Raw genomic sequence first — 19288 nt, 5'->3', positions numbered from 1 at the left:
GGGGGGAGGCAGTGTGAGGCGGAATGGATCAGGCGCGCGTGGAAATTCAGGTATTGAGCAGCCTGTCGCAGATCGATGCGTCAGACTGGGACGCCTGCGCCTGCCCCGAAGCCGCGCGCGGTGGTCGTCCTTATGATCCGTTCACAACCCACCGTTTCCTGAGCGCGCTGGAACAGAGCGGCTCTGTCGGTCGGGGAACCGGGTGGCAGCCGCAGTATCTGGCCTGTTATCTCGAAGGTGACCTGATCGCCTGCGCGCCGCTCTATGCCAAGGGGCATAGTCAGGGTGAATATGTCTTCGATCACAATTGGGCACATGCCTACGAGCAGGCCGGTGGTCGATATTATCCGAAGTTGCAGATTGCAGTGCCGTTTACGCCGGCGACGGGGCGGCGGTTTCTCGTGCGTCCGGAGTATGAGGAGATCGGAACCTCCGCGCTGGTGCAGGGGGCGGTGCAGCTTGCCTCTGACAACCAGCTGTCGTCGCTGCATGTGACCTTTTGCACCGAGCGCGAAGTCAAAAATGGATCCGATATCGGGCTGATGAGTCGCAGCACCCAGCAATTTCATTGGCTGAACAACGGGTATGAGACGTTTGACGACTTCCTTGCCGCATTGTCCTCCCGCAAGCGCAAGAATATCCGCAAGGAACGGCGGCAGGCGCAAGGGTTTGGCGGTATCATCGAGACCTACACGGGCGCTGATTTGCGACCGGAACACTGGGACGCCTTCTGGGAGTTCTATCAGGATACCGGCAGCCGCAAATGGGGCAGCCCTTATCTGACGCGCGCCTTCTTCGACATCGTGCATGAGACGATGGCGGATGATATGGCGCTGGTGCTGGCAGAACGGGACGGGGTGCCGGTTGCGGGGGCGCTGAACTTCATCGGGGCGGACGTGCTGTATGGCCGCTACTGGGGCTGCGCCGAGCATCATCCCTGTCTGCATTTCGAACTGTGTTACTATCAGGCCATCGATCTCGCCATCGAGATGGGGCTGGCGCGGGTCGAAGCAGGCGCGCAGGGCGAACACAAACTGGCGCGGGGCTACCTTCCTGCGGAGACGCACAGCCTGCACTGGATTGCGGATCCCGGTTTTCGGGCTGCGGTCGAACAATATCTCGAGGCGGAACGGGCAGCGGTGGACGAGGAGATCGAGATCCTCACCCGGTATGGTCCGTTCAAACGAACATATGTGGAGGAACAGGAATGACCGAGAAACTCTCCGAGGAGACCCGAGGTCCCTTGCTGAAGCCGCTGTTTGATACCGGCTGGCAACTGGAAGACGGACGGGATGCGATCCGCAAGACCTTCAAATTCGACGATTTTGTCGATGCATTTGCATTCATGACAAAAGCTGCGATCTGGGCAGAGAAATGGAACCACCACCCGGAATGGAGCAATGTCTACAACCGCGTCACGGTGGTGTTGACGACACATGACGTGGAGGGGCTCAGCGCTCTGGATGCGAAACTGGCCCGCAAGATGGATGGTCTGGTCTGAGACGAATGGCGCTGGCCGCATCCCAATCCGCGGTGCCAAGGTGCGGCAAGAGGTATTGCGCTGCGCTTTGCGCATCGCGGGGGGGGCGGGGGCCGCGCCTTTGGCGCGGCCCCCGCCGGGCCCAACGCTTTTGCAGCAGCCTCCGGCTGATGAGGAAAGGGGCGGGAGCGCGCCCCTCGCTGCCTTTTGTGGCGGCTGGCAGGAGGGCATAAACCCGCAGCGGTTGTGCGGGCAGATCTCGTGCCGTGGCGCGGACAGCCCCGACGGTGCTAGTGAAGCGGGAGCCCCACCGTTGCGCGCCACATCTTTTGCAGGCGTTTGTGGTCGAGACCAACACCGGCTTCTTTCGCCTTGATCAGCTCCTGTGCGATATGGCGCTCGCCAGAGCCCTCGTCCATATCGTCCATCAGTTCTTCAAGCCGATCCCGAACTGCACTGGCGTCGCGGGCTGCCACCATGGAGTCCAGAAGCTTCTTCAGCTGTTTCAGGAACGCCTTTGTTTTCTTGGAGGCAAACAGCGCCTGGGTAAACTCTGCCGTAGCGCGCAGTTTGCGCAGGCTCTTGCGAAAGCTGTCACGGGCCTGGCTGTCCAGACGTTTCAGCGTTTCGCCATGCTTCATGGCCTGATTGAGCCGCAACTCCAGCGTTTCCAGGCACAGGGTCTCCAGTTTCTCACGGCTCTCCGCCGCCGGGCGCCAGAAGGCGGGATCGCGCATGTCGCCACCACGGGCGATCAGGTCACGCACGCGGCTCTCTTCGAGCAAGGCGCGCAAGGCCGTGCGTTCTGCGTCGATCCGGCCGAGCACCCGTTCTTCCAGAGCCTGCAGGGCGCTGTTGTCGGGCAACGCAACCCGCGCCGGGGTCAGGGTGTCCTGCCAGAGCAGATAGAGGTCCCGCAGCCGGGTGACCTCGGCCGCCAACCATCTGGCCTCCTCCAGAAGTGCCTTGTTGTGATCGGGCGGGAGCAGCGGACGGAACAGGGTCAGCCCGCTGCGCAGGCGTCGCAACGCCACCCGTAGCGCTTGCGCACTGTCAAAGGAATCATCCCGCGCCACGAAGGCGCGGGCGGCGTCGATCTCATCCATAACCTCCGCCATGATTGTGGCGGGGTGGATCGCAGGCTTTTGCGCGTCGGTCATTCGTCTTCGTTCAAGGCCTTAGGTCTGCTGGCGTATTCGTGATCTGATGTGATTACAACGCATCCAGCAGTGCTTCGCCAGCAGACACTTCACAAGTGCCCGGACTTTCTTCGAGGTGCAGGATTTTTACCTCACCATCGGTGACGATCATGGCATAGCGCTTCGATCTGGCGATCAATCCGGCGGGCGGCGCGTCGAACCGCATGCCAAGCGCTTCGGTCAGGCTGCACTCGGCATCGGCCAGCATGGTGATTCCCGCGGCGGTCGCGCCGGTGGCCTCGCCCCAGGCCTGCATCACGAAGGGATCGTTGCCCGCGACGCAGATGATTTCGTCGACCCCTTTGGCCGCGAATTGATCCTTGGTGCGGATGAAGCTCGGCACATGGGCCGAGTGGCAGGTGGGGGTAAAGGCGCCGGGGACCGCAAAGATCGCCAGGGTGCGTCCTTTGGCGAGGTCGGCAATCTCGACCTGTTCGGGGCCGTTATCCCCCAACCGGGTCAGGGTGGCGGCGGGCAGCTTGTCTCCAACGGCAATCATCAGGTCCATCCTCTGTGCTCATTTCAAATACGTCACGACGACTTTGCGCAATTGCGTCGCAACCGGCCCTGCATGTAGGGTCCTGCGCAGACGGTACTGGAACTGCATCAGGAGACAAGAGGGCAGATGACGCATATCGCAGTGATTGGCGCAGGGCAGGCAGGCGCATCTTTGGTGGCCAAGCTGCGCAATAGCGGGTTTGACGGTGACATCACCCTGATTGGCGCCGAGGAGGCCCTGCCGTACCAGCGCCCGCCTCTGTCCAAGGCGTATCTGCTGGGGGAGATGGAGTTGGAACGCCTGTTTCTGCGCCCCGAAAGTTTCTACGCCGAGCAGAACATCACCCTGCGTCTGGGCACGCGGGTGGATGCGATCGACACGGCAAGCAAAGAAATCCACATCGGCAATGAGGTCATCGCCTATGACCAGCTGGCGCTGACCACCGGGTCGCATCCGCGTCGTCTGCCAGCCTCGATCGGCGGGGATCTCGACGGTGTTTTTGTTGTGCGCGACCTCAAGGATGTCGATGCCATGGCGCCGCAAGTCCGGGAAGGGGCACGGGCGCTGATCGTCGGCGGGGGCTACATCGGCCTCGAAGCGGCGGCGGTCTGCGCCAAGCGCGGGGTCTCCGTGACGCTGGTGGAGATGGCGGATCGGATTCTCCAGCGGGTGGCCGCACCGGAGACCTCGGAATATTTCCGCCAGCTCCATGGCGATCACGGTGTGGCAATCCGCGAAGGTATCGGCCTCAACCATCTGGAAGGCGAGGCGGGCAAGGTCACCCGCGCCGTGCTGAGCGATGGCAGCACGTTGGATGTGGATTTTGTCGTGGTCGGGGTTGGGATCGCGCCTGCCGCCGAGCTGGCGGAGGCTGCGGGGATCGAGATTGAGAACGGTATCCGCACCGATGAATTCGGGCGCACCTCTGATCCGTCCGTCTGGGCGGCGGGGGATTGCGCCTCCTTCCCCTACAAGGGTCAGCGCATTCGACTGGAAAGCGTGCCCAATGCGATCGACCAGGCCGAAGTGGTGGCGCAGAACATGCTTGGCGCGGAGAAAACCTATGTGGCGACGCCGTGGTTCTGGTCCGACCAATATGACGTGAAACTGCAAATCGCCGGGCTGAATTCAGGGTACGACACCGTCGTCACGCGGCAGGGCGAGGGCCGCCAGGTCTCGTTCTGGTATTATCAGGGTGACCAGCTGGTGGCGGTGGATGCGATGAACGATCCGCGCGCCTATATGGTGGCCAAACGCTTGATCGAGGCGGGCAAGACCGCGGACAAGGCGACGGTGTCCAACCCGGAGGCGGATCTGAAGCCGCTCCTGAAGGCGTGAGGATCATCGCGGGCGACTTTCGCGGCCGGGCTCTGGCGAGCGTCGGCAAGGGGGATGCGGGGGCGCATCTGCGGCCCACGACGGATCGGGTGCGGGAAAGCCTGTTCAACGTCCTTACTCACAAGATCGACTTCGATGGCGCGCGGGTGCTTGACCTATTTGCGGGCACCGGTGCGCTGGGGCTGGAGGCGCTGTCGCGCGGCGCTGAGTCCGTCACCTTTGTCGATGACGGGCGGGTCGCACAGGGGCTCATCACCAAGAACATCGACCTCTGCCGCGCCCGCGATCGTGCGCGGCTTGTCCGTCGTTCCGCGTTGAAACTGGGCGACAACCCGGATGCCCCCTATAGTCTGATCTTTCTGGATCCGCCTTACGGCAAGGCGCTGGGCGAGGCGGCGATCGACGTGGCGCGGGCCGGCGGCTGGGTGGCCGAGGACGCATTGATCGTCTGGGAGGAAAACACTCCGATGCCACCTCCTGAAGGCTATGAGCTTGAAGACAGTCGCAAATATGGCGACACCCATATTACACTCCTCTGGGCCGCCGCGCCCGTGTCACCGCACTGATCAAGTCAGCCCCCCCGGAAAGAGCCCGCCGATGCCCAAGACCTATCCGCGCCCCGATCTCGTGATCTTTGACTGTGACGGGGTCCTGGTCGACAGCGAGCGGGTGTTCAATGCGGTATTGGCCGAGGATCTCACGTCGCGCGGACTGGCGATGACCACCGAGGTCAGCCTGCCCACCTTTGCGGGGCTTGCGATGCCGGAAGTTGCCAAGAAGGCAACCGAGATGGGGGCAACCCTGCCGGAGACCTGGATCGCGGAGGTTTACGAAACCGCCTATGCAACCTTGCGGCAGGGCGTACCGCTGATCCCGGGCGTCATGACGGTCCTGCAGCGACTGGATGCGGCCGGCATTCCGACCTGTGTGGTGTCAAACGGCAGCGAGGAAAAGATGCGGATCACCCTCGGTCCACACGGGCTTTGGGATCGGTTTCATCCGAACGCGATGTTTTCTGCCCCTACGATGAAGGTCGCAAAACCGGACCCCGGCATCTTCCTCGCAGCGGCGGCGCATTTCGACGTGGAAGCCCGGCAGTGCGTGGTGATCGAGGACAGCGCGACTGGCGCACGGGGTGCGTATCGCGCGGGCATGCAGTGTTTCGGCTATGCGGCCCACGACTCCGGTGATCTGCTTGTGGCCGAAGGGGCCGAGGTTTTTCACGACATGGCCGATCTTCCGCTGCGGCTTGGGCTGGATTGACCCACGGGTCGTCTGCGCACGACCCCGCCGGGGCAGGGATCAGTCCGTGTCGTATGTCGGATGGAATCGGCCGCTGGGCGACAGGGTAAAGATGTCGACCCCATCTGCGGTGACCCCCACCGAGTGCTCAAACTGTGCCGACAGGGATTTGTCACGGGTGACGGCGGTCCAGTCGTCTGCCAGCACCTTGGTTTCGGCGCGGCCGAGGTTCAGCATCGGTTCGATGGTGAAGAACATGCCTTCTTCCAGAACCGGACCCGTGCCGGGGCGACCATAGTGCAGGACGTTGGGCGGGGCGTGAAAGACCTGCCCGAGACCATGGCCGCAGAAATCGCGCACCACGCTCACGCGCTGGCTTTCGGCATAGGACTGGATCGCGTGGCCGATGTCGCCAAAGGTGTTGCCGGGTTTGACCACTTCGATGCCCTTCATCAGGGCGTCATGGGTGATCTGGATCAGACGCTCGGCCTTGCGGGGCAGTTTTCCGGCCACATACATGCGGCTGGTGTCACCGAACCAGCCATCGACGATGACGGTGACGTCGATATTCAGAATATCGCCATCCTTCAGCTTCTTGTCGCCGGGGATGCCGTGGCACACCACATGGTTGATCGAAATGCAGCTGGCGTGCTGATAGCCCTTGTAACCGATGGTCGCGGAGGTCGCACCGGCGTCTTCCACCATCTGGGTGATGATCCGGTCGATTTCGCCGGTGGTCTGACCGGGAAACACATGCGCGGCGATGTCGTCCAGAATCCGCGCCGCCAGGGCACCGGCTGCGTGCATGCCGGCAAAGTCGGCCTGCTCGTAGATGCGGATGCCATCCTTGGTGGTGCGGCCGTTCTTGGATCTCATCGGGGCATGCTCCGTCGCGTGTTCACAGGTCTCTCTGCCGCTATGTAAGCGTTTCTGACCCAAAGGGCCAGAGGGGGCGCTTCTGTCTGCGGGTGGGTTTTGGGGAACTTTCCCGTCTGACCGGCGTTTTCACGCTGAAAAGACGTGAAAAGCAGGGATCAAGGAGCACCGCATGGAAAGCCTCGACAGTGTAATGCAGACCGAAATTTACAGCGGCAGGACGCTCGCCGATCTAGTCACGCTGGAGTTTCTTGCCAGCGTATTGGGCAGCGTGGTCGCCGCTGCGCTCATCCTCTTTGTGGGGTTCATCCTGGGATCCTGGGCCAAGCGCCGGATCGTAGCCCTGAGCGACAGCCATGCGCGGTTGGACAAAACCCTGTTCCATTTCCTCGGAAACGTGGTGCGTTACTGTATTCTGGGCTTTGCGATTCTGATTGTCCTGAACACCTTTGGCGTGCAGACCACCTCGATCATTGCGGCGATCGGTGCTGCGGGGCTGGCGATCGGTCTGGCGATGCAGGGCGCGCTGTCGAATGTGGCGGCAGGGGTGATGATCATCCTGTTCCGCCCGTTCAAGCTGGGTGATTTCATTGACGTCAACGGCACCATGGGCACGGTCAGGGAAATTACCCTCAACAACACTGTCCTCGCCGACCTGTCGAACGTGAAGGTCATCATTCCCAATGCCGAGGTCTGGGGCAATACCATCTCCAACTATTCCGAATACCCCACCCGGCGCGCCGAGTGGAGCTTTGGTGTCGGCTATGGCGCGAACCTCGCGGTGGCCGAGCGCACCATCCGCGACACCATCATGGCGGACGCGCGCTCGCATAGCGATCCGGAGCCGTTCATTCAGGTCAGCACCCTCAATGACAGTTCGGTGGATTTCCTGGTGCGGGTCTGGGTCGATGCCGGTGACTATTTTCAGTACAAGGCCGATATGACCCGCAAGGTGAAGGAGGCACTGGATGCCGAAGGTGTGGATATCCCCTTCCCGACCCGCACCCTCATCCAGCCCGCGGCACCGGAGCCGGAGCCGCAGCAGGACGCGGCCTGAGACACGTGGTCAGCCCGCGAAGGGCTGGCCGACGTCCACGCCTTCGGGTGTGATCTGGGTGCCGATCACCAACCGTTCGACGCCGCGCCCGCGCGCCTCTTCAAAAGCGGCGGCATAGGACGGGTCGATATCGCCGGCCAGTGCGAAGCGGTCGCAATCCGTGCGCTGCACGAGATAGAGCATCACGGCCCGATGCCCGGCCGCCGCCATGCCGCCCAGTTCCCGCAGATGTTTCGCACCGCGCGCGGTGACGCTGTCGGGGAACTCGGCCAGACCGGGCTGGCGCGACAGGGTCACGCTTTTTACCTCGACATAGCAATCAGGCAGTCCCTCGCCCGTCAGCAGGAAATCGATGCGGCTGTTCTGGCCGTATTTCACCTCTGCCCGCACGGTGGAATAGGCTGCAAGTGCGGCGATCTGACCTGCCTCCAGCGCCGCCTTCAGCGCCCGGTTCGGCACAGAGGTATCCACCCCGGTGAAATCGCCGCTGCCGTGTTCCACCAGTCGCCAGCCGAACTTCAGCTTTTTCTTCGGGTCGTCATTGGGCTCCAGCCAGATCCGCATCCCAGGCTCCGCCAGCCCCATCATGGAGCCCGGATTGGCGCAATGGGCCGTCACCTCGCGCCCGTCCTCCAGCCGGCAATCGGCCAGAAAGCGTTTGTAGCGTTTGATCAGTGTCGCGGGGATCAGGGGCGTGGCAAATCTCATGAGGCCAGCTGATGGGCCATAAACTGCCACCTGTCAAAGCCTGATCCGCAGGGAACTGCTTGCACCGGCCACGGGGGTGGCTATCCTTTTGCCAGACCCCGGAAATCCCACAGGAGACACGCCATGCCCAATCCCACCGCTGCCATGCTTGTGATCGGGGATGAAATCCTTTCGGGCCGCACGCGCGATGCCAATATGCACTACCTCGCGGGCGAGCTGACCAAGCATGGCGTTGACCTCAAGGAAGTGCGCGTGGTCAGCGATGACGCCCCTGCCATCGTCGCGGCGGTGCGTATCCTGTCCGAAAGCTACGACCATGTGTTCACCTCTGGCGGGATCGGGCCGACCCATGATGATATTACCGCCGATTGCATCGCCGAGGCCTTTGGCGCAGAAATCGACGTGCGTGCAGATGCCCGTGCGATCCTCGAGGAGCATTATGCCCGCACGGGGGCCGAGTTGAACGACGCCCGATTGCGCATGGCGCGTATCCCCGATGGTGCTGAGCTGATCGACAACCCGGTGTCGCGGGCACCGGGCTTCAGCCTGCGCAATGTCCATGTCATGGCGGGTGTGCCCGCGGTGTTTCAGGCCATGGTCGCGACAGTGCTGGCCACGCTGACCGGCGGACAGCCCTTGCTGAGCCAGACCCTCCGGGTGGATCGGGGCGAAGGCGAGATTGCCGCCACACTCTCTGCTCTGGCAGAGAAATACGGCGATCTTTCCATCGGGTGCTACCCGTTTCAGAAAGACGGGGCGTTTGGCGCCAACGTGGTGGTGCGCGGCACGGACGGTATGCGCATCGATGCCGCCGTCACCGAATTGGCACGGGAGCTTGGTCTGTGAACCACAGCCCAACGGATCCGAAATATTACGACGTCGTGGAGGCCACCTGGCCTGCTTTGCGGCGGCGGCAGTTTGGGCCGGTCACCCTGCGTGAGGGCGGCGGTGGCGGCAGCCGTGTCTCTGCGGCTACCGTGGACGGATCGGTGACCGAGGCTCAGATCGCAGAGGCCGAAGCGGAGATGCAGGCCCTCGGCCAGTCGCGCCTGTTCATGATCCGCGATGGTCAGACCGATCTGGACACCCAGCTCGCGGCGCTTGGATATGAGGTGATGGATCCGGTCAACCTCTGGTCCTGCGCGCCTGAGATCCTCACGGATGTGGAGATTCCGCGTGTCACCACGTTTTGTGTCTGGGAACCCTTGGCGATCCAGAACGAGATCTGGGACGCGGGTGGCATCGGCCCCGAGCGCCGCGCTGTGATGGAGCGTGCGACCTGCGCCAAGACCAGCCTGCTCGGCCGGTGGGACGACAAACCTGCGGCGACCGCCTATGTCGGTTGCCACGACGGGATCGCAATGTTGCACGCGCTGGAGGTTCTGCCGCACCAGCGGCGCAAGGGGGTCGGGGTCTGGATGATGCGGCAGGCCGCCTATTGGGCCGCCGACCAGAGCGCAGAGGAATTGGTGGTCATTTGCACCCGTGCCAATGCCGGCGCAAACGCGCTCTATGCCAGCCTTGGTATGCGCGAGGTCGGCCAATACCACTATCGCATCAAACGCTGACGCCGGAGGAGGGCGCTGACGATGACCAAACTCAAGGAGCCGACCGCGCTCGACCTGCCGATGGCAGACCCGCTGCCGCCCGAGACGCAGAAGTATTTCGACATCTGCCAGGACAAGCTTGGCATGGTGCCGAACGTGCTCAAGGCCTATGCCTTCAACATCGAGAAGCTCAACGCCTTTACCGCGATGTACAATGATCTGATGCTGGGCGAGAGCAAGCTGTCAAAGCTGGAACGCGAAATGATCGCGGTGGTAGTCTCTTCGATCAACAAGTGTTTCTATTGCCTGGTGGCGCATGGTGCGGCGGTGCGGCAGTTGTCGGGCGATCCCGTGCTGGGGGAAATGCTGGTGATGAACTACCGTGTTGCGCCCGTTGATGCGCGTCAGCGCGCAATGCTGGATTTCGCCGCCAAGATGACCCGATCCAGCGCCGAGATCGAAGAAGCTGATCGCGAGGCTCTGCGGCACCACGGTTTTGATGACCGCGATATCTGGGACATCGCCAATGTGGCGGGTTTTTTCAATATGACCAACCGGGTCGCAAGCGCCACGGCCATGGCACCCAACGCGGAGTATCACGGGCAGTGCCGGTGATCTTGTCACAGATGGCCCGGGTCGCGCGGCGCTTCCCGCCGGCGGTGCTGCTGTGCGTGATCAGCGCGACCAGCGCCACGGCGGCCCCGATCACGATCCCGTTGCCAGCGGGAGAGGAGTTGCTGCGAGAGCAGGAAACCCAGCTTGACACGTTGTTGTTGCCGATTGGTCCGGTGGCGGGCGACGAAGTGCCCGTCCGGGCACTGGAAGGGCGCATTTACAGACGCAGCTGGCGCTTGAACGGAGACTGGAGCGCGCTTCAGGTGCTGGCCCCGATCCGGGCAGCCTTGACGGAGCGCGGCTTTGAAGAGGTCTTTGCCTGCACCGCGGCGGCCTGCGGCGGTTTTGGCTTTCGGTTCGGGATCGAGGTGATCCCGGCACCGGATATGGCGGTGAACCTGTCGGATTATGAATTCCTGGCGGCGCAGCACCCGGAGAGCGGCGTGGCGGTTTCGCTTCTGGTGTCGCGCTCTGCGGGGTCGATTTATGTGCAGCTGCTGGAGCGTCACGATCCGGAGCAGTTGCTGCGACCATTGGCGCCGCCGGAGGGCGTGGGGGTGCTTTCCGGCACCGACGAGGCGGCAACGCCCACCAACCTCGGGGAAGAAACCGCAACGCCATCGGGTCCGCAGGCGCTGCTGGCAGATGCGATCGCAAAGGGGGGGCGTCTGTCGACCGGAGCGATTGCCGACCTGATTGTTCTGCAAGGACATGTGCCGCTGCTCGATCTGGAATTTGCCTCCGGTTCGACCCGTATGGGAGATGGGCCCTTCGACAGCCTGCGTCAGTTGGCGGCCTTCATGACGGAGCGTGAAAACGCCACCATCCTGCTCGTAGGGCATACGGATACGGTGGGTGGCCTCGACAGCAATATTGCCTTGTCCCGGCGGCGGGCCGCCAGCGTGCGTGAGCGGCTGATCTCGCGCTACGACATCGCTGGGGATCGCATCCAGGTGGCGGGCGCGGGCTATATGGCCCCCTTGGCGCCGAACACGACCGAAGCCGGGCGCGAAACCAATCGTCGGGTCGAGGCGGTTCTGGTCAGACCCTGAGCCTTGCTCAATCCAGCAGCATCCAGAGCCCGACGCCCGCGAGCGTGACAGCAAAGCCGGTGTTGAGCCAGCGCGCCTGGGCGGGGCTGGAAAACACGCGGGCAAGCCGATCCCCTGCCAAGGTCCAGATGGTAAAGGCCAAGAGGTTGTTCAACGTGAAGACTGTTGTAATCAGAAGAACCTGTCCGATGTGACCAGGGTCGACAACCGGAAACCGGTCAGGGTCGAGGAACTGGCTGAACATCAATGCGATGATGACATAGGCCTTGGGGTTGAACAGCAGCAGGATCACACCATCCACAAAGCGGACGTCGGTTGCCGCATGCCTGTGACGCAACCGGCTGCTGCGTGCGAACCGCCATGCGATCCAAAGAATGTACCCCCCGCCCAACAGCTTGACCGCGGCAAAGATGGCGGGATGTTGCGCAAGCGTTGCGAGGCTGCCCAGACCGATGGCGAGCGTCACGCCCCAGGTGGCGAGGTGGTAGCCCACCGAGGCCGCAATCGTTGCTCTGGCACCAAACTGCGCGCCCGCGGCCGCAAAATACAGGTTTCCAGGGCCTGGGCTATAGGCCAGTGGCAGAAGAAACATCAGCAAGGCAAGGATCATCGGCGTGTCCATCGAGGCGGTTCTGCGCTGATGATGTGTCAGGCAGTGCGCCTTGCAGCGACCCGAATGTTGCGCATTGGCGCGTCGGGCCGAACAAAAGCCCCCTGCAGAATATGCAAGGGGCAGTCGAGGGAAGTGTGGATCGCCTTGAAGCCGAGGTAGAGCCGGGTGCCGAGCGGGGGCACCCTTGGCAAAGCGCCTACCAGGTCTCCATGCCCTTCTCCGCAAAGGCATGGGCGAGAAAATCAATGAAGGCGCGGACCTTGGGTTGCGTGAACCGTCCCGGCGGATAGACGGCATAGACGCCTAGGGTTTCGACCGGGAGGGAGGGCATCACGTCCTCGACCAGACCTTCGGCCTTGGCCTCGGCGTAGAGGTAGCTCGGAAGATAGGCGATCCCGAGCCCCGATATGGCGGCGTTCAGCAGGGATTGCCCGTCATTGACCGAGAGCCAGCCGGTCGAGCGCACCTGGCGTTTTTCGCCCGAGGGCGCGGTCAGTTTCCAGACGTTGCCGCTGGACTGGTTGGAATAATGCAGCAGTTTGTGCGCATTGAGGTCGTCGATCTTTTGCGGGCGGCCGAATTTCTCCAGGTAGCCGGGCGACGCGACCATGCGTTTGGTGGTCTCGGTCAGTTTGCGGGCCCGAAGGCTGCTGTCCTCCAGTTCGCCAATGCGCACGGCCATGTCGAACCCTTCGGAGATCAATTCCACGAAGCGGTTGTTGAGCACCATATTGACGGTGATGTCGGGAAAATCGCGCAGGAAATCGGACAGGACCGGCGACAGGTGGTTGACGCCGAAATCCGTCGCAACCGAAATCCGCAACAGGCCGGATGGGGCCGTTTGCATCGATGTCACCAATGCGTCGGCCTCGCCAGCGTCGTTCAGCACCCGTCGTGCGCGGTCGTAGTAGGCCAGGCCGATTTCCGTCGGCGACACCCGGCGCGTGGTGCGGTTCAACAATCGCGCACCCAGGCGGGCTTCGAGGCTGGAGACATGTTTGGAAACGGCAGATTTGGAGATGCCCATCTTCTTGGCTGCGTCCGTGAACCCGCCTTGATCCACCACATTGGCGAAGGCTTCCATCTCGGTCAGTCGGTCCATTTCGCATTCCTCATCGCACGTTCTGTCTCTTGCCCTTCCTGCGGGGCAAATCGGGCAAGATCGGGGCGGGCTTGGGATAATTGCAGGGTTTTCGCCGGATCGTTCGTGGTCAGGAAACAGGGGGCGCGGGATATTTCGATGCGCGCCGAAGCATCGCCGGGGCGGGACATGTCAGGACGGGCAGGCACTGAACACAAAGGACCCTGCGATGTTGACCTGCATCATCCGGTATCAGATCGATCCGACGAAACATGCCCAATTCCGCCAATATGCCCAGACCTGGGGGCAGGCCATTCCGCGCAATGGTGCCGATCTGTTCGGCTATTTCGCGCCGCATGAAGGCTCTTCGACACTGGCCTATGGGATCTATTCGATCCCGTCTCTGGCGGCATATGAGGCCTATCGCGCCCGTTTGGCGGCGGATCCGCTGGGACGCCAGAACTATGAATTTGCCCAAAAGGAGAAGTTCATCCTGCGTGAGGACCGCACCTGGCTTACACTGGCCTCGACACCGCATGGGCCCGGAGGGAGAGAGGAACGATGATCGCTGTAATCTTTGAGGTGACACCCGCACAGGGGATGAAAGAGGCCTATCTGGACCACGCGGTCACGCTGCGCCCATTGTTCGAAGGGATCGAAGGTTTCATATCGGTGGAGCGGTTTGAAAGCCTCACAACGCCGGGCAAGCTGTTGTCACTGTCCTTCTGGAAAGATGAAGCGGCCTTGAGCCGGTGGCGGCAGATGGAGAAGCACCGCATTGCGCAGGCAAAAGGCCGCAATGGGTATTTTGAGGATTATCGCCTGCGCGTGGCCGGTGTCATCCGCGACTACGGAATGTCGGAGCGTGAAGAGGCCCCGGACGACAGCCGCGTGCGACACGATTGACCTCGCAAATGCGCGTGCGGAAATGCTTGGGGCGCCGTTTCGTGCGGTGGTGCGTCTGGGGTGTTCGCGGTGTGGATGAGAACGCAGCATCTGCGGGGGCGGTGTGTCTCACCCCCACAGCCGGCAGATGACGGGGTTACGCGGCTTTGCGCTGGTGGCGGCCTTCCTCGATCTCTTCGACGATTTTTGCAACAAAGGCCTCTAGGTCATCGGGCTGGCGGCTGGTGACGATACCCTGGTCCGCCACTGCCTCAGCATCGACCCAATTGGCACCTGCATTGATGATGTCGGTCTTGATGGAGCCGTAAGAGGTCATGTCGCGATCCTTCACGATCCCCGCCTCGGCCAGCACCCAGGGCGCGTGGCACACGGCTGCGATCACTTTGCCCTCGTTGTGGAAATCCTTGACGAGGGCGATCACGTTCTCCTCGACCCTCAGCAGGTCCGGGTTGATCTGACCGCCGGGAATGACCAGCGCATCATAGTCAAAGGCGTTGACGTCTGCGACCTTCCGATCCGCTTCGGCCTCGCCGTTCCAGTCCGGGCCTTCCCAGCCGCGGATCTTTTTCCCGTCAAGCGTGGCGACATGCACGGTTGCGCCCTTGGCGCGCAACGCGTCGCGCGGGACTTCGAGTTCGGATTTTTCGTAGCCGTGGGTTGAGATGATGAGGACTTTTGCGTCGGAAATCTTCGGCATCTTCTGTCCTTTCCTGTCTGTTGCCTTGAATGATCGCCTTGTGGCGACCGGCTCGAACAGGAAACGAAAACCCCGCCACGGATGTTCCGGACGGGGTTTTCGCAGTAAGGGTCACGTTGCGTCAGGTCACAGTGTTGCCGCCAGCCGAGTGCCCTGATTGATGGCGCGTTTGGCGTCCAGTTCCGCGGCTACATCTGCTCCGCCAATCACATGGGCGGTGATTCCGGCCTCGGCCAGTTGGTCGGCCAGGGACCGTTCGCTGACCTGCCCGGCACAGAGAACAATGGTGTCGGCCTCGATCACGGTGGGGGTGTCGCGCGCCTCGCCAAAGCTGACATGCAGCCCCGCGTCGTCGATCCGCTCGTAGTTCACGCCGCCGACAAACTCCACGTCCTTCATCTTTAGCGTGGCACGATGAATCCATCCTGTCGTCTTGCCCAGCCGCTTGCCGTGGCGCTCGGCCTTGCGCTGCAAGAGCGTCACCTGCCGCGCCGGTGCTTCGGGTTGCGGCCCTTCGGGCGCCAGGCCCGCGCGATGTTCGCCCGGATCGGTCACGCCCCATTCGCGCATCCACAGGGGCAGGCTTTCGGTCGGGCTGTCACCTTCGTGCAGGAGGTATTCCGCGACATCAAATCCGATACCCCCGGCACCGATCACGGCGACCTTGTCCCCCACCTGCACCTTGTGACGCAGCACATCGATGTAGCTGACGACAGAGCCGTGATCCTGCCCCGGAATGCCGGGGTCGCGGGGCACGACGCCGGTGGCAACAATGACCTCGTCAAAACCCGCGAGATCCGCAACGCCTACACGGCGGCCCAATTGCACCGAGATGCCCGCTTTGGCAATCATGGTGCGATACCAGTCGACGAGGCCCCAGAATTCCTCCTTGCCGGGGATCTGCTTGGCCATGTTGAGCTGGCCGCCAATTTCTTCTGCGGCATCGAACAGCGTCACGGCGTGGCCGCGTTCCGCAGCAGCCAGCGCGGTCGACAGGCCCGCGGGGCCGGCCCCGACGATCGCCACGGTCTTTGTGTGCCCTGCCGGGGAGAGCACCAGTTCGGTTTCGTGACAGGCGCGCGGGTTCACAAGGCAGGAGGTCAGCTTGCCGCCGAACGTATGATCAAGGCAGGCCTGGTTGCAGGCGATACAAGGGGCGATTTCCGCCGCGCGCCCCTCTGCGGCCTTGGCGACGAACTCCGCGTCCGCCAGCATCGGGCGCGCCATCGACACCATATCGGCACAGCCCTGTGCCAGAACATCTTCGGCGACCTCAGGAGTGTTGATCCGATTCGAGGTGATGACGGGGATCGAAACATGCCCCATCAATTTTTGCGTGACCCAGGCAAAGGCAGCACGCGGCACCGACGTGGCGATGGTGGGAATGCGGGCCTCGTGCCAGCCGATGCCGGTATTGATAATCGTCGCCCCCGCGGTTTCGACAGCCTTGGCCAGTTGCACCACCTCGTCAAAGGTCGATCCGTCGGGCACCAGGTCGATCATCGACAGACGGTAGATCAGGATGAACTCCTCCCCCACGGCCTCCCGCACCCGGCGTACCACTTCGACCGGCAGGCGCATGCGGTTCTCGTAAGCGCCGCCCCAGCGATCAGTCCGCTTGTTGGTGTGAGTGACGAGGAACTGGTTCAGGAAGTAGCCCTCCGAGCCCATGATCTCGACCCCGTCGTAGCCAGCCTCTTGTGCCAGACGCGCGGCGGTCACGATGTCGGAAATCTGTTTTTCGATGCCCTCTTCGTCCAGTTCCGTCGGCGGAAACGGAGAGATCGGAGATTTGATCGGGCTGGGGGCGACGCATTTCGGCCCGTAGGCGTAGCGGCCCGCATGCAGGATCTGCATCGCGATCTTGCCGCCGGCCTCATGCACGGCCTTGGTCACGACGGAATGGTTGGCGACGTCCTGTTCCGTCGTCATCATCGCCGCGCCCGGCAGCACGGAACCTTCGAGGTTCGGACCAATGCCGCCTGTCACCATCAGCGCCACACCGCCCCGGGCGCGGGCGGCATAGAATTCGCCAACCCGGTTCCAATCGCGGGTCTCTTCCAGGCCCGTGTGCATGGAGCCCATCAGCACCCGGTTCTTCAACGTGGTGAAGCCCAGATCCAGCGGGGCCAGCAGATGTGGGTACGCAGCCATGACACTCTCCCTCCATGTCCTTCGTCGCGTCCCCATGCGGGGCGCTCTTGCGGCGCAGGATCGCCCGGCGGCTCGGGATTGTCACCTCCATACGCGGCGTCACCCCCTTGCGTGCCCCCGCGGCACGCGATCTAAGAGGGGGCAGACGGTTAGGCACAGGCGTGAGGCCACAGGAACAGCATGAGCAAAAAGACCAAGAAGCCCGCCCCGAAGGCAATGACCCCTGACGAAATCGCGGGTTTGCCCTATCGCCCCAACGTCGGGGTGATGATGATAAACGGGGACGGGGCGGTCTGGGTCGGCCAGCGGATGGATCGGCACAAGGACGCCTGGCAGATGCCGCAGGGCGGGATCGACAAAGGGGAGGATGCCCGCCTCGCCGCGCTCCGTGAGCTGGAAGAGGAAACCGGCGTTACCCCCGATCTGGTCGAGATCATCGCAGAAAGCGACGGCTGGCTGCCCTATGATCTGCCGCATGAGGTGGTGCCTCATTTCTGGGGTGGCAAATACCGCGGGCAGGAACAGAAGTGGTTTCTGCTGCGGTTCACCGGACGCGACGACCAGATCAATATCGCAACCAAGGATCCTGAGTTCTCGGCCTGGTGCTGGCAGCCGGTGGAGGAACTGGTGGACAAGGTTGTCCCCTTCAAGAAGGAGGTCTATGCGCGTGTCGTCGAGGAATTCAAAGCCTATTTGTAATGCCATCTTTGTCGCAGGGCTGACGCTGGCGATGGCAACCCAGGCCTCTGCGCTCAGTTGCTTGCCGATGGGACCGGGGGATGTCTATCGGATCGTATCCGAAAGCGAGGACCCCTTTGTCGTGATCGAGGGGCGTGTGAGCTTTGATGAAGCACTCCTGCCGCGCTACTCTGAAGCTGCGCCGCGCGCGACCGAACAGCCGACCGAGATCCCGGCACAGGTCACGGGGCTGATGCTGGGAGAGCGGATCTTCGACCAGTCCGTCGACGGGCAAATCACGCTGGAAGTCCATTGTTTGGGGCCATGGTGCGGAAGCCTGGTGTCCGGCACACGCTATTTGTTCTTTGCCCGGCAGACCGACGAGCGGGTCGTGGCGGTTGTAGAACCCTGTGGCGGCTTCTTCTTTGCGGCAGAGGATGGAAGCGCCGGGGATACGGTCCTGCAATGCCACCGGGGTGGGGTCTGCCCCTCGCAGCTGCCCGAGAGCCTGGACGGGGCGGTGTCACCTCTGGCCGACGACTGACCGCCAGAGGTTTGCCGACAGGGCCCCTTACGCCCTACTGCGCTGCGACCCTTGTTGTCGTCTTGACCGCAAGGGGTTTTGTGCCCTGTTGTCCCAGCCAGACAGAGAACAAGGCCACCACAGCCCCCAGCGCTTGCAGCGCGGAGAAACTCTCGCCTGCAAAAAGCGCCCCCAGGATCACTGCTGTCAGCGGGCTGAAGACCCCGAGGAGCGAGATCTGCGCCGGAGCGATGCGGCCGATGCCGCGAAACCACAGGATATAGGTGAACGCGCCGCCAATCAGACTCATGTAGCTGAGGCCGATGAGGTTGTTGGTCGTGAGGCTCGGCCAGTCAGGCAGGGCAAACACGGCCACGGGGATCAGCAACAGTCCCCCGGCGGTGAGCTGCCAGGCGGTGAAGGTCAATGCCGGCACGCCGGGTTGCCATTTGCGGGTGAGAACCACGCCTGTGGCCATCGAAAGCGCCCCGCCGAGCCCGGCCGCCACCCCACCGGGATCAAGGCTGGCCTCCGGCCCGAGCACCAGCAGCCCGACCCCCAGAATGCCCAGGATCGCCGCCAGTATGCCCTTGCCGTGGAGGCGTGTGCCAAGGAGAACCCCCGACAACCCCATCACGAACAGTGGCTGTACAGCGCCCAACGTGGCGGCGACGCCGCCGGGCAAACGGTAAGCCGACAAGAACAGCAGCGCCCAGAATACAGAAAAGTTCAACGCACCAAGCGCAAAGATCTTTGGCAGGAGGGCGATGGGCGGCAGCTGGCGCACGATCAGAAGCAGGAGCAGGCCGGCAGGCAAAGCCCGCAGCAGAGCCACCAGATAGGGCGATTCTCCGGGCAGGAACGTTGTCGTCACAATGTAGCTGCTGCCCCAAATGGCCGGCGCAAGTGCGGTCAGGGCAAGGTCTTTGTTATTCGTCATGGTGGGACTCCCCATATATCTCGATGTCGAGATAGTGATGCAAAGTCTCGACGTCAAGATATTTGCATCGCATTGACCTCCTT

Annotated in this window: 23 protein-coding genes; 14 read left to right on the top strand and 9 right to left on the bottom strand. The window is 62.7% G+C overall.

Annotation, left to right across the window (positions count from 1 at the left end):
- The first annotated feature begins 23 nt into the window (after positions 1-23).
- Positions 24-1211 carry a GNAT family N-acetyltransferase gene (locus tag ACXAF5_RS18250; RefSeq protein ID WP_474947662.1) on the top strand — a complete coding sequence of 396 codons (1188 nt, stop codon included), beginning with the start codon at positions 24-26 and terminating at the stop codon, positions 1209-1211.
- A complete protein-coding gene (locus ACXAF5_RS18245) occupies positions 1208-1501 on the top strand; it encodes a 4a-hydroxytetrahydrobiopterin dehydratase (RefSeq protein WP_239322441.1) in 294 nt (97 codons plus the stop codon). Before ACXAF5_RS18250 ends, ACXAF5_RS18245 begins: the two co-directional genes overlap by 4 nt.
- A gap of 269 nt (positions 1502-1770) precedes the next feature.
- Here the strand turns inward: ACXAF5_RS18245 and ACXAF5_RS18240 are convergent, their stop codons facing one another.
- Positions 1771-2640, bottom strand: coding sequence for a CHAD domain-containing protein (locus ACXAF5_RS18240; RefSeq protein ID WP_474947661.1), 870 nt, complete (start codon positions 2638-2640; stop codon positions 1771-1773).
- A gap of 52 nt (positions 2641-2692) precedes the next feature.
- Positions 2693-3178, bottom strand: a complete 486-nt coding sequence (locus ACXAF5_RS18235) for a redoxin family protein (protein WP_474947856.1) — start codon at positions 3176-3178, stop codon at positions 2693-2695.
- 126 nt (positions 3179-3304) lie between these two features.
- Between ACXAF5_RS18235 and ACXAF5_RS18230 the strand changes: the two genes are divergently transcribed.
- Genes ACXAF5_RS18230 through ACXAF5_RS18220 form a run of 3 tightly spaced genes read left to right on the top strand, consistent with a single transcriptional unit; the run spans position 3305 to position 5779 of the window.
- Positions 3305-4516: an NAD(P)/FAD-dependent oxidoreductase gene (locus ACXAF5_RS18230; RefSeq protein ID WP_474947660.1), complete on the top strand. Its 1212-nt coding sequence runs from the start codon at positions 3305-3307 to the stop codon at positions 4514-4516.
- Positions 4513-5082 (top strand): 16S rRNA (guanine(966)-N(2))-methyltransferase RsmD, encoded by a 570-nt coding sequence (gene rsmD / locus ACXAF5_RS18225; RefSeq protein ID WP_474947659.1) that lies wholly within the window; start codon positions 4513-4515, stop codon positions 5080-5082. The genes ACXAF5_RS18230 and rsmD overlap by 4 nt, the downstream gene beginning before the upstream one ends.
- A gap of 31 nt (positions 5083-5113) precedes the next feature.
- Positions 5114-5779 (top strand): HAD family hydrolase, encoded by a 666-nt coding sequence (locus tag ACXAF5_RS18220; protein WP_474947658.1) that lies wholly within the window; start codon positions 5114-5116, stop codon positions 5777-5779.
- Between the two features lie 39 nt (positions 5780-5818).
- Here the strand turns inward: ACXAF5_RS18220 and map are convergent, their stop codons facing one another.
- The gene (gene map, locus ACXAF5_RS18215; protein ID WP_239365575.1) at positions 5819-6634 is read right to left on the bottom strand and encodes a type I methionyl aminopeptidase; all 816 of its coding nucleotides are present in this window, start codon (positions 6632-6634) and stop codon (positions 5819-5821) included.
- A gap of 172 nt (positions 6635-6806) precedes the next feature.
- Between map and ACXAF5_RS18210 the strand changes: the two genes are divergently transcribed.
- A complete protein-coding gene (locus tag ACXAF5_RS18210) occupies positions 6807-7691 on the top strand; it encodes a mechanosensitive ion channel family protein (protein ID WP_474947657.1) in 885 nt (294 codons plus the stop codon).
- Between the two features lie 9 nt (positions 7692-7700).
- Here the strand turns inward: ACXAF5_RS18210 and sfsA are convergent, their stop codons facing one another.
- Positions 7701-8399, bottom strand: a complete 699-nt coding sequence (sfsA, locus tag ACXAF5_RS18205; protein ID WP_474947656.1) for a DNA/RNA nuclease SfsA — start codon at positions 8397-8399, stop codon at positions 7701-7703.
- 123 nt (positions 8400-8522) lie between these two features.
- Here sfsA and ACXAF5_RS18200 point away from each other — a divergent pair, with 123 nt between their 5' ends.
- The 4 genes from ACXAF5_RS18200 to ACXAF5_RS18185 are packed head-to-tail and all read left to right on the top strand — an operon-like array spanning position 8523 to position 11613.
- Positions 8523-9245 (top strand): competence/damage-inducible protein A, encoded by a 723-nt coding sequence (locus tag ACXAF5_RS18200; protein WP_474947655.1) that lies wholly within the window; start codon positions 8523-8525, stop codon positions 9243-9245.
- Positions 9242-9967 (top strand): GNAT family N-acetyltransferase, encoded by a 726-nt coding sequence (locus ACXAF5_RS18195; protein WP_474947654.1) that lies wholly within the window; start codon positions 9242-9244, stop codon positions 9965-9967. Before ACXAF5_RS18200 ends, ACXAF5_RS18195 begins: the two co-directional genes overlap by 4 nt.
- 21 nt (positions 9968-9988) lie before the next feature.
- On the top strand, positions 9989-10561 hold the full coding sequence (locus ACXAF5_RS18190; protein ID WP_239322451.1) for a peroxidase-related enzyme: 573 nt from the start codon (positions 9989-9991) through the stop codon (positions 10559-10561).
- The gene (locus ACXAF5_RS18185) at positions 10558-11613 is read left to right on the top strand and encodes an OmpA family protein (protein WP_474947653.1); all 1056 of its coding nucleotides are present in this window, start codon (positions 10558-10560) and stop codon (positions 11611-11613) included. Before ACXAF5_RS18190 ends, ACXAF5_RS18185 begins: the two co-directional genes overlap by 4 nt.
- A gap of 7 nt (positions 11614-11620) precedes the next feature.
- Here the strand turns inward: ACXAF5_RS18185 and ACXAF5_RS18180 are convergent, their stop codons facing one another.
- Both ACXAF5_RS18180 and ACXAF5_RS18175 read right to left on the bottom strand, forming a co-directional pair.
- Entirely contained in the window at positions 11621-12223 is a 603-nt protein-coding gene (locus ACXAF5_RS18180; RefSeq protein ID WP_474947652.1) for a LysE family translocator, read from the bottom strand.
- Between the two features lie 199 nt (positions 12224-12422).
- Positions 12423-13328 (bottom strand): LysR family transcriptional regulator, encoded by a 906-nt coding sequence (locus tag ACXAF5_RS18175; protein ID WP_239322454.1) that lies wholly within the window; start codon positions 13326-13328, stop codon positions 12423-12425.
- A 208-nt stretch (positions 13329-13536) separates the two neighbouring features.
- Between ACXAF5_RS18175 and ACXAF5_RS18170 the strand changes: the two genes are divergently transcribed.
- On the top strand, positions 13537-13872 hold the full coding sequence (locus ACXAF5_RS18170; RefSeq protein ID WP_239322455.1) for an NIPSNAP family protein: 336 nt from the start codon (positions 13537-13539) through the stop codon (positions 13870-13872).
- On the top strand, positions 13869-14213 hold the full coding sequence (locus ACXAF5_RS18165; RefSeq protein ID WP_474947651.1) for an antibiotic biosynthesis monooxygenase family protein: 345 nt from the start codon (positions 13869-13871) through the stop codon (positions 14211-14213). The genes ACXAF5_RS18170 and ACXAF5_RS18165 overlap by 4 nt, the downstream gene beginning before the upstream one ends.
- A 136-nt stretch (positions 14214-14349) precedes the next feature.
- Here ACXAF5_RS18165 and ACXAF5_RS18160 read toward each other — a convergent pair whose 3' ends face one another.
- Both ACXAF5_RS18160 and ACXAF5_RS18155 read right to left on the bottom strand, forming a co-directional pair.
- Positions 14350-14910: a type 1 glutamine amidotransferase domain-containing protein gene (locus ACXAF5_RS18160; protein WP_474947650.1), complete on the bottom strand. Its 561-nt coding sequence runs from the start codon at positions 14908-14910 to the stop codon at positions 14350-14352.
- Between the two features lie 126 nt (positions 14911-15036).
- Entirely contained in the window at positions 15037-17064 is a 2028-nt protein-coding gene (locus tag ACXAF5_RS18155) for a 2,4-dienoyl-CoA reductase FMN-binding domain-containing protein (protein WP_474947649.1), read from the bottom strand.
- A 216-nt stretch (positions 17065-17280) separates the two neighbouring features.
- Here ACXAF5_RS18155 and ACXAF5_RS18150 point away from each other — a divergent pair, with 216 nt between their 5' ends.
- Positions 17281-17763, top strand: a complete 483-nt coding sequence (locus tag ACXAF5_RS18150) for an RNA pyrophosphohydrolase (RefSeq protein ID WP_239322663.1) — start codon at positions 17281-17283, stop codon at positions 17761-17763.
- Entirely contained in the window at positions 17732-18286 is a 555-nt protein-coding gene (locus ACXAF5_RS18145; RefSeq protein ID WP_474947648.1) for a hypothetical protein, read from the top strand. The genes ACXAF5_RS18150 and ACXAF5_RS18145 overlap by 32 nt, the downstream gene beginning before the upstream one ends.
- Positions 18287-18320: 34 nt before the next feature.
- Here ACXAF5_RS18145 and ACXAF5_RS18140 read toward each other — a convergent pair whose 3' ends face one another.
- Positions 18321-19205 carry a DMT family transporter gene (locus tag ACXAF5_RS18140; protein ID WP_474947647.1) on the bottom strand — a complete coding sequence of 295 codons (885 nt, stop codon included), beginning with the start codon at positions 19203-19205 and terminating at the stop codon, positions 18321-18323.
- Between the last annotated feature and the right edge of the window lie 83 nt (positions 19206-19288).

The organism is Epibacterium sp. ABV4_022 (assembly GCF_056159345.1).
Note: the sequence above shows the minus strand (reverse complement) of the source record. Positions and strands in the feature narration are given on the sequence as shown.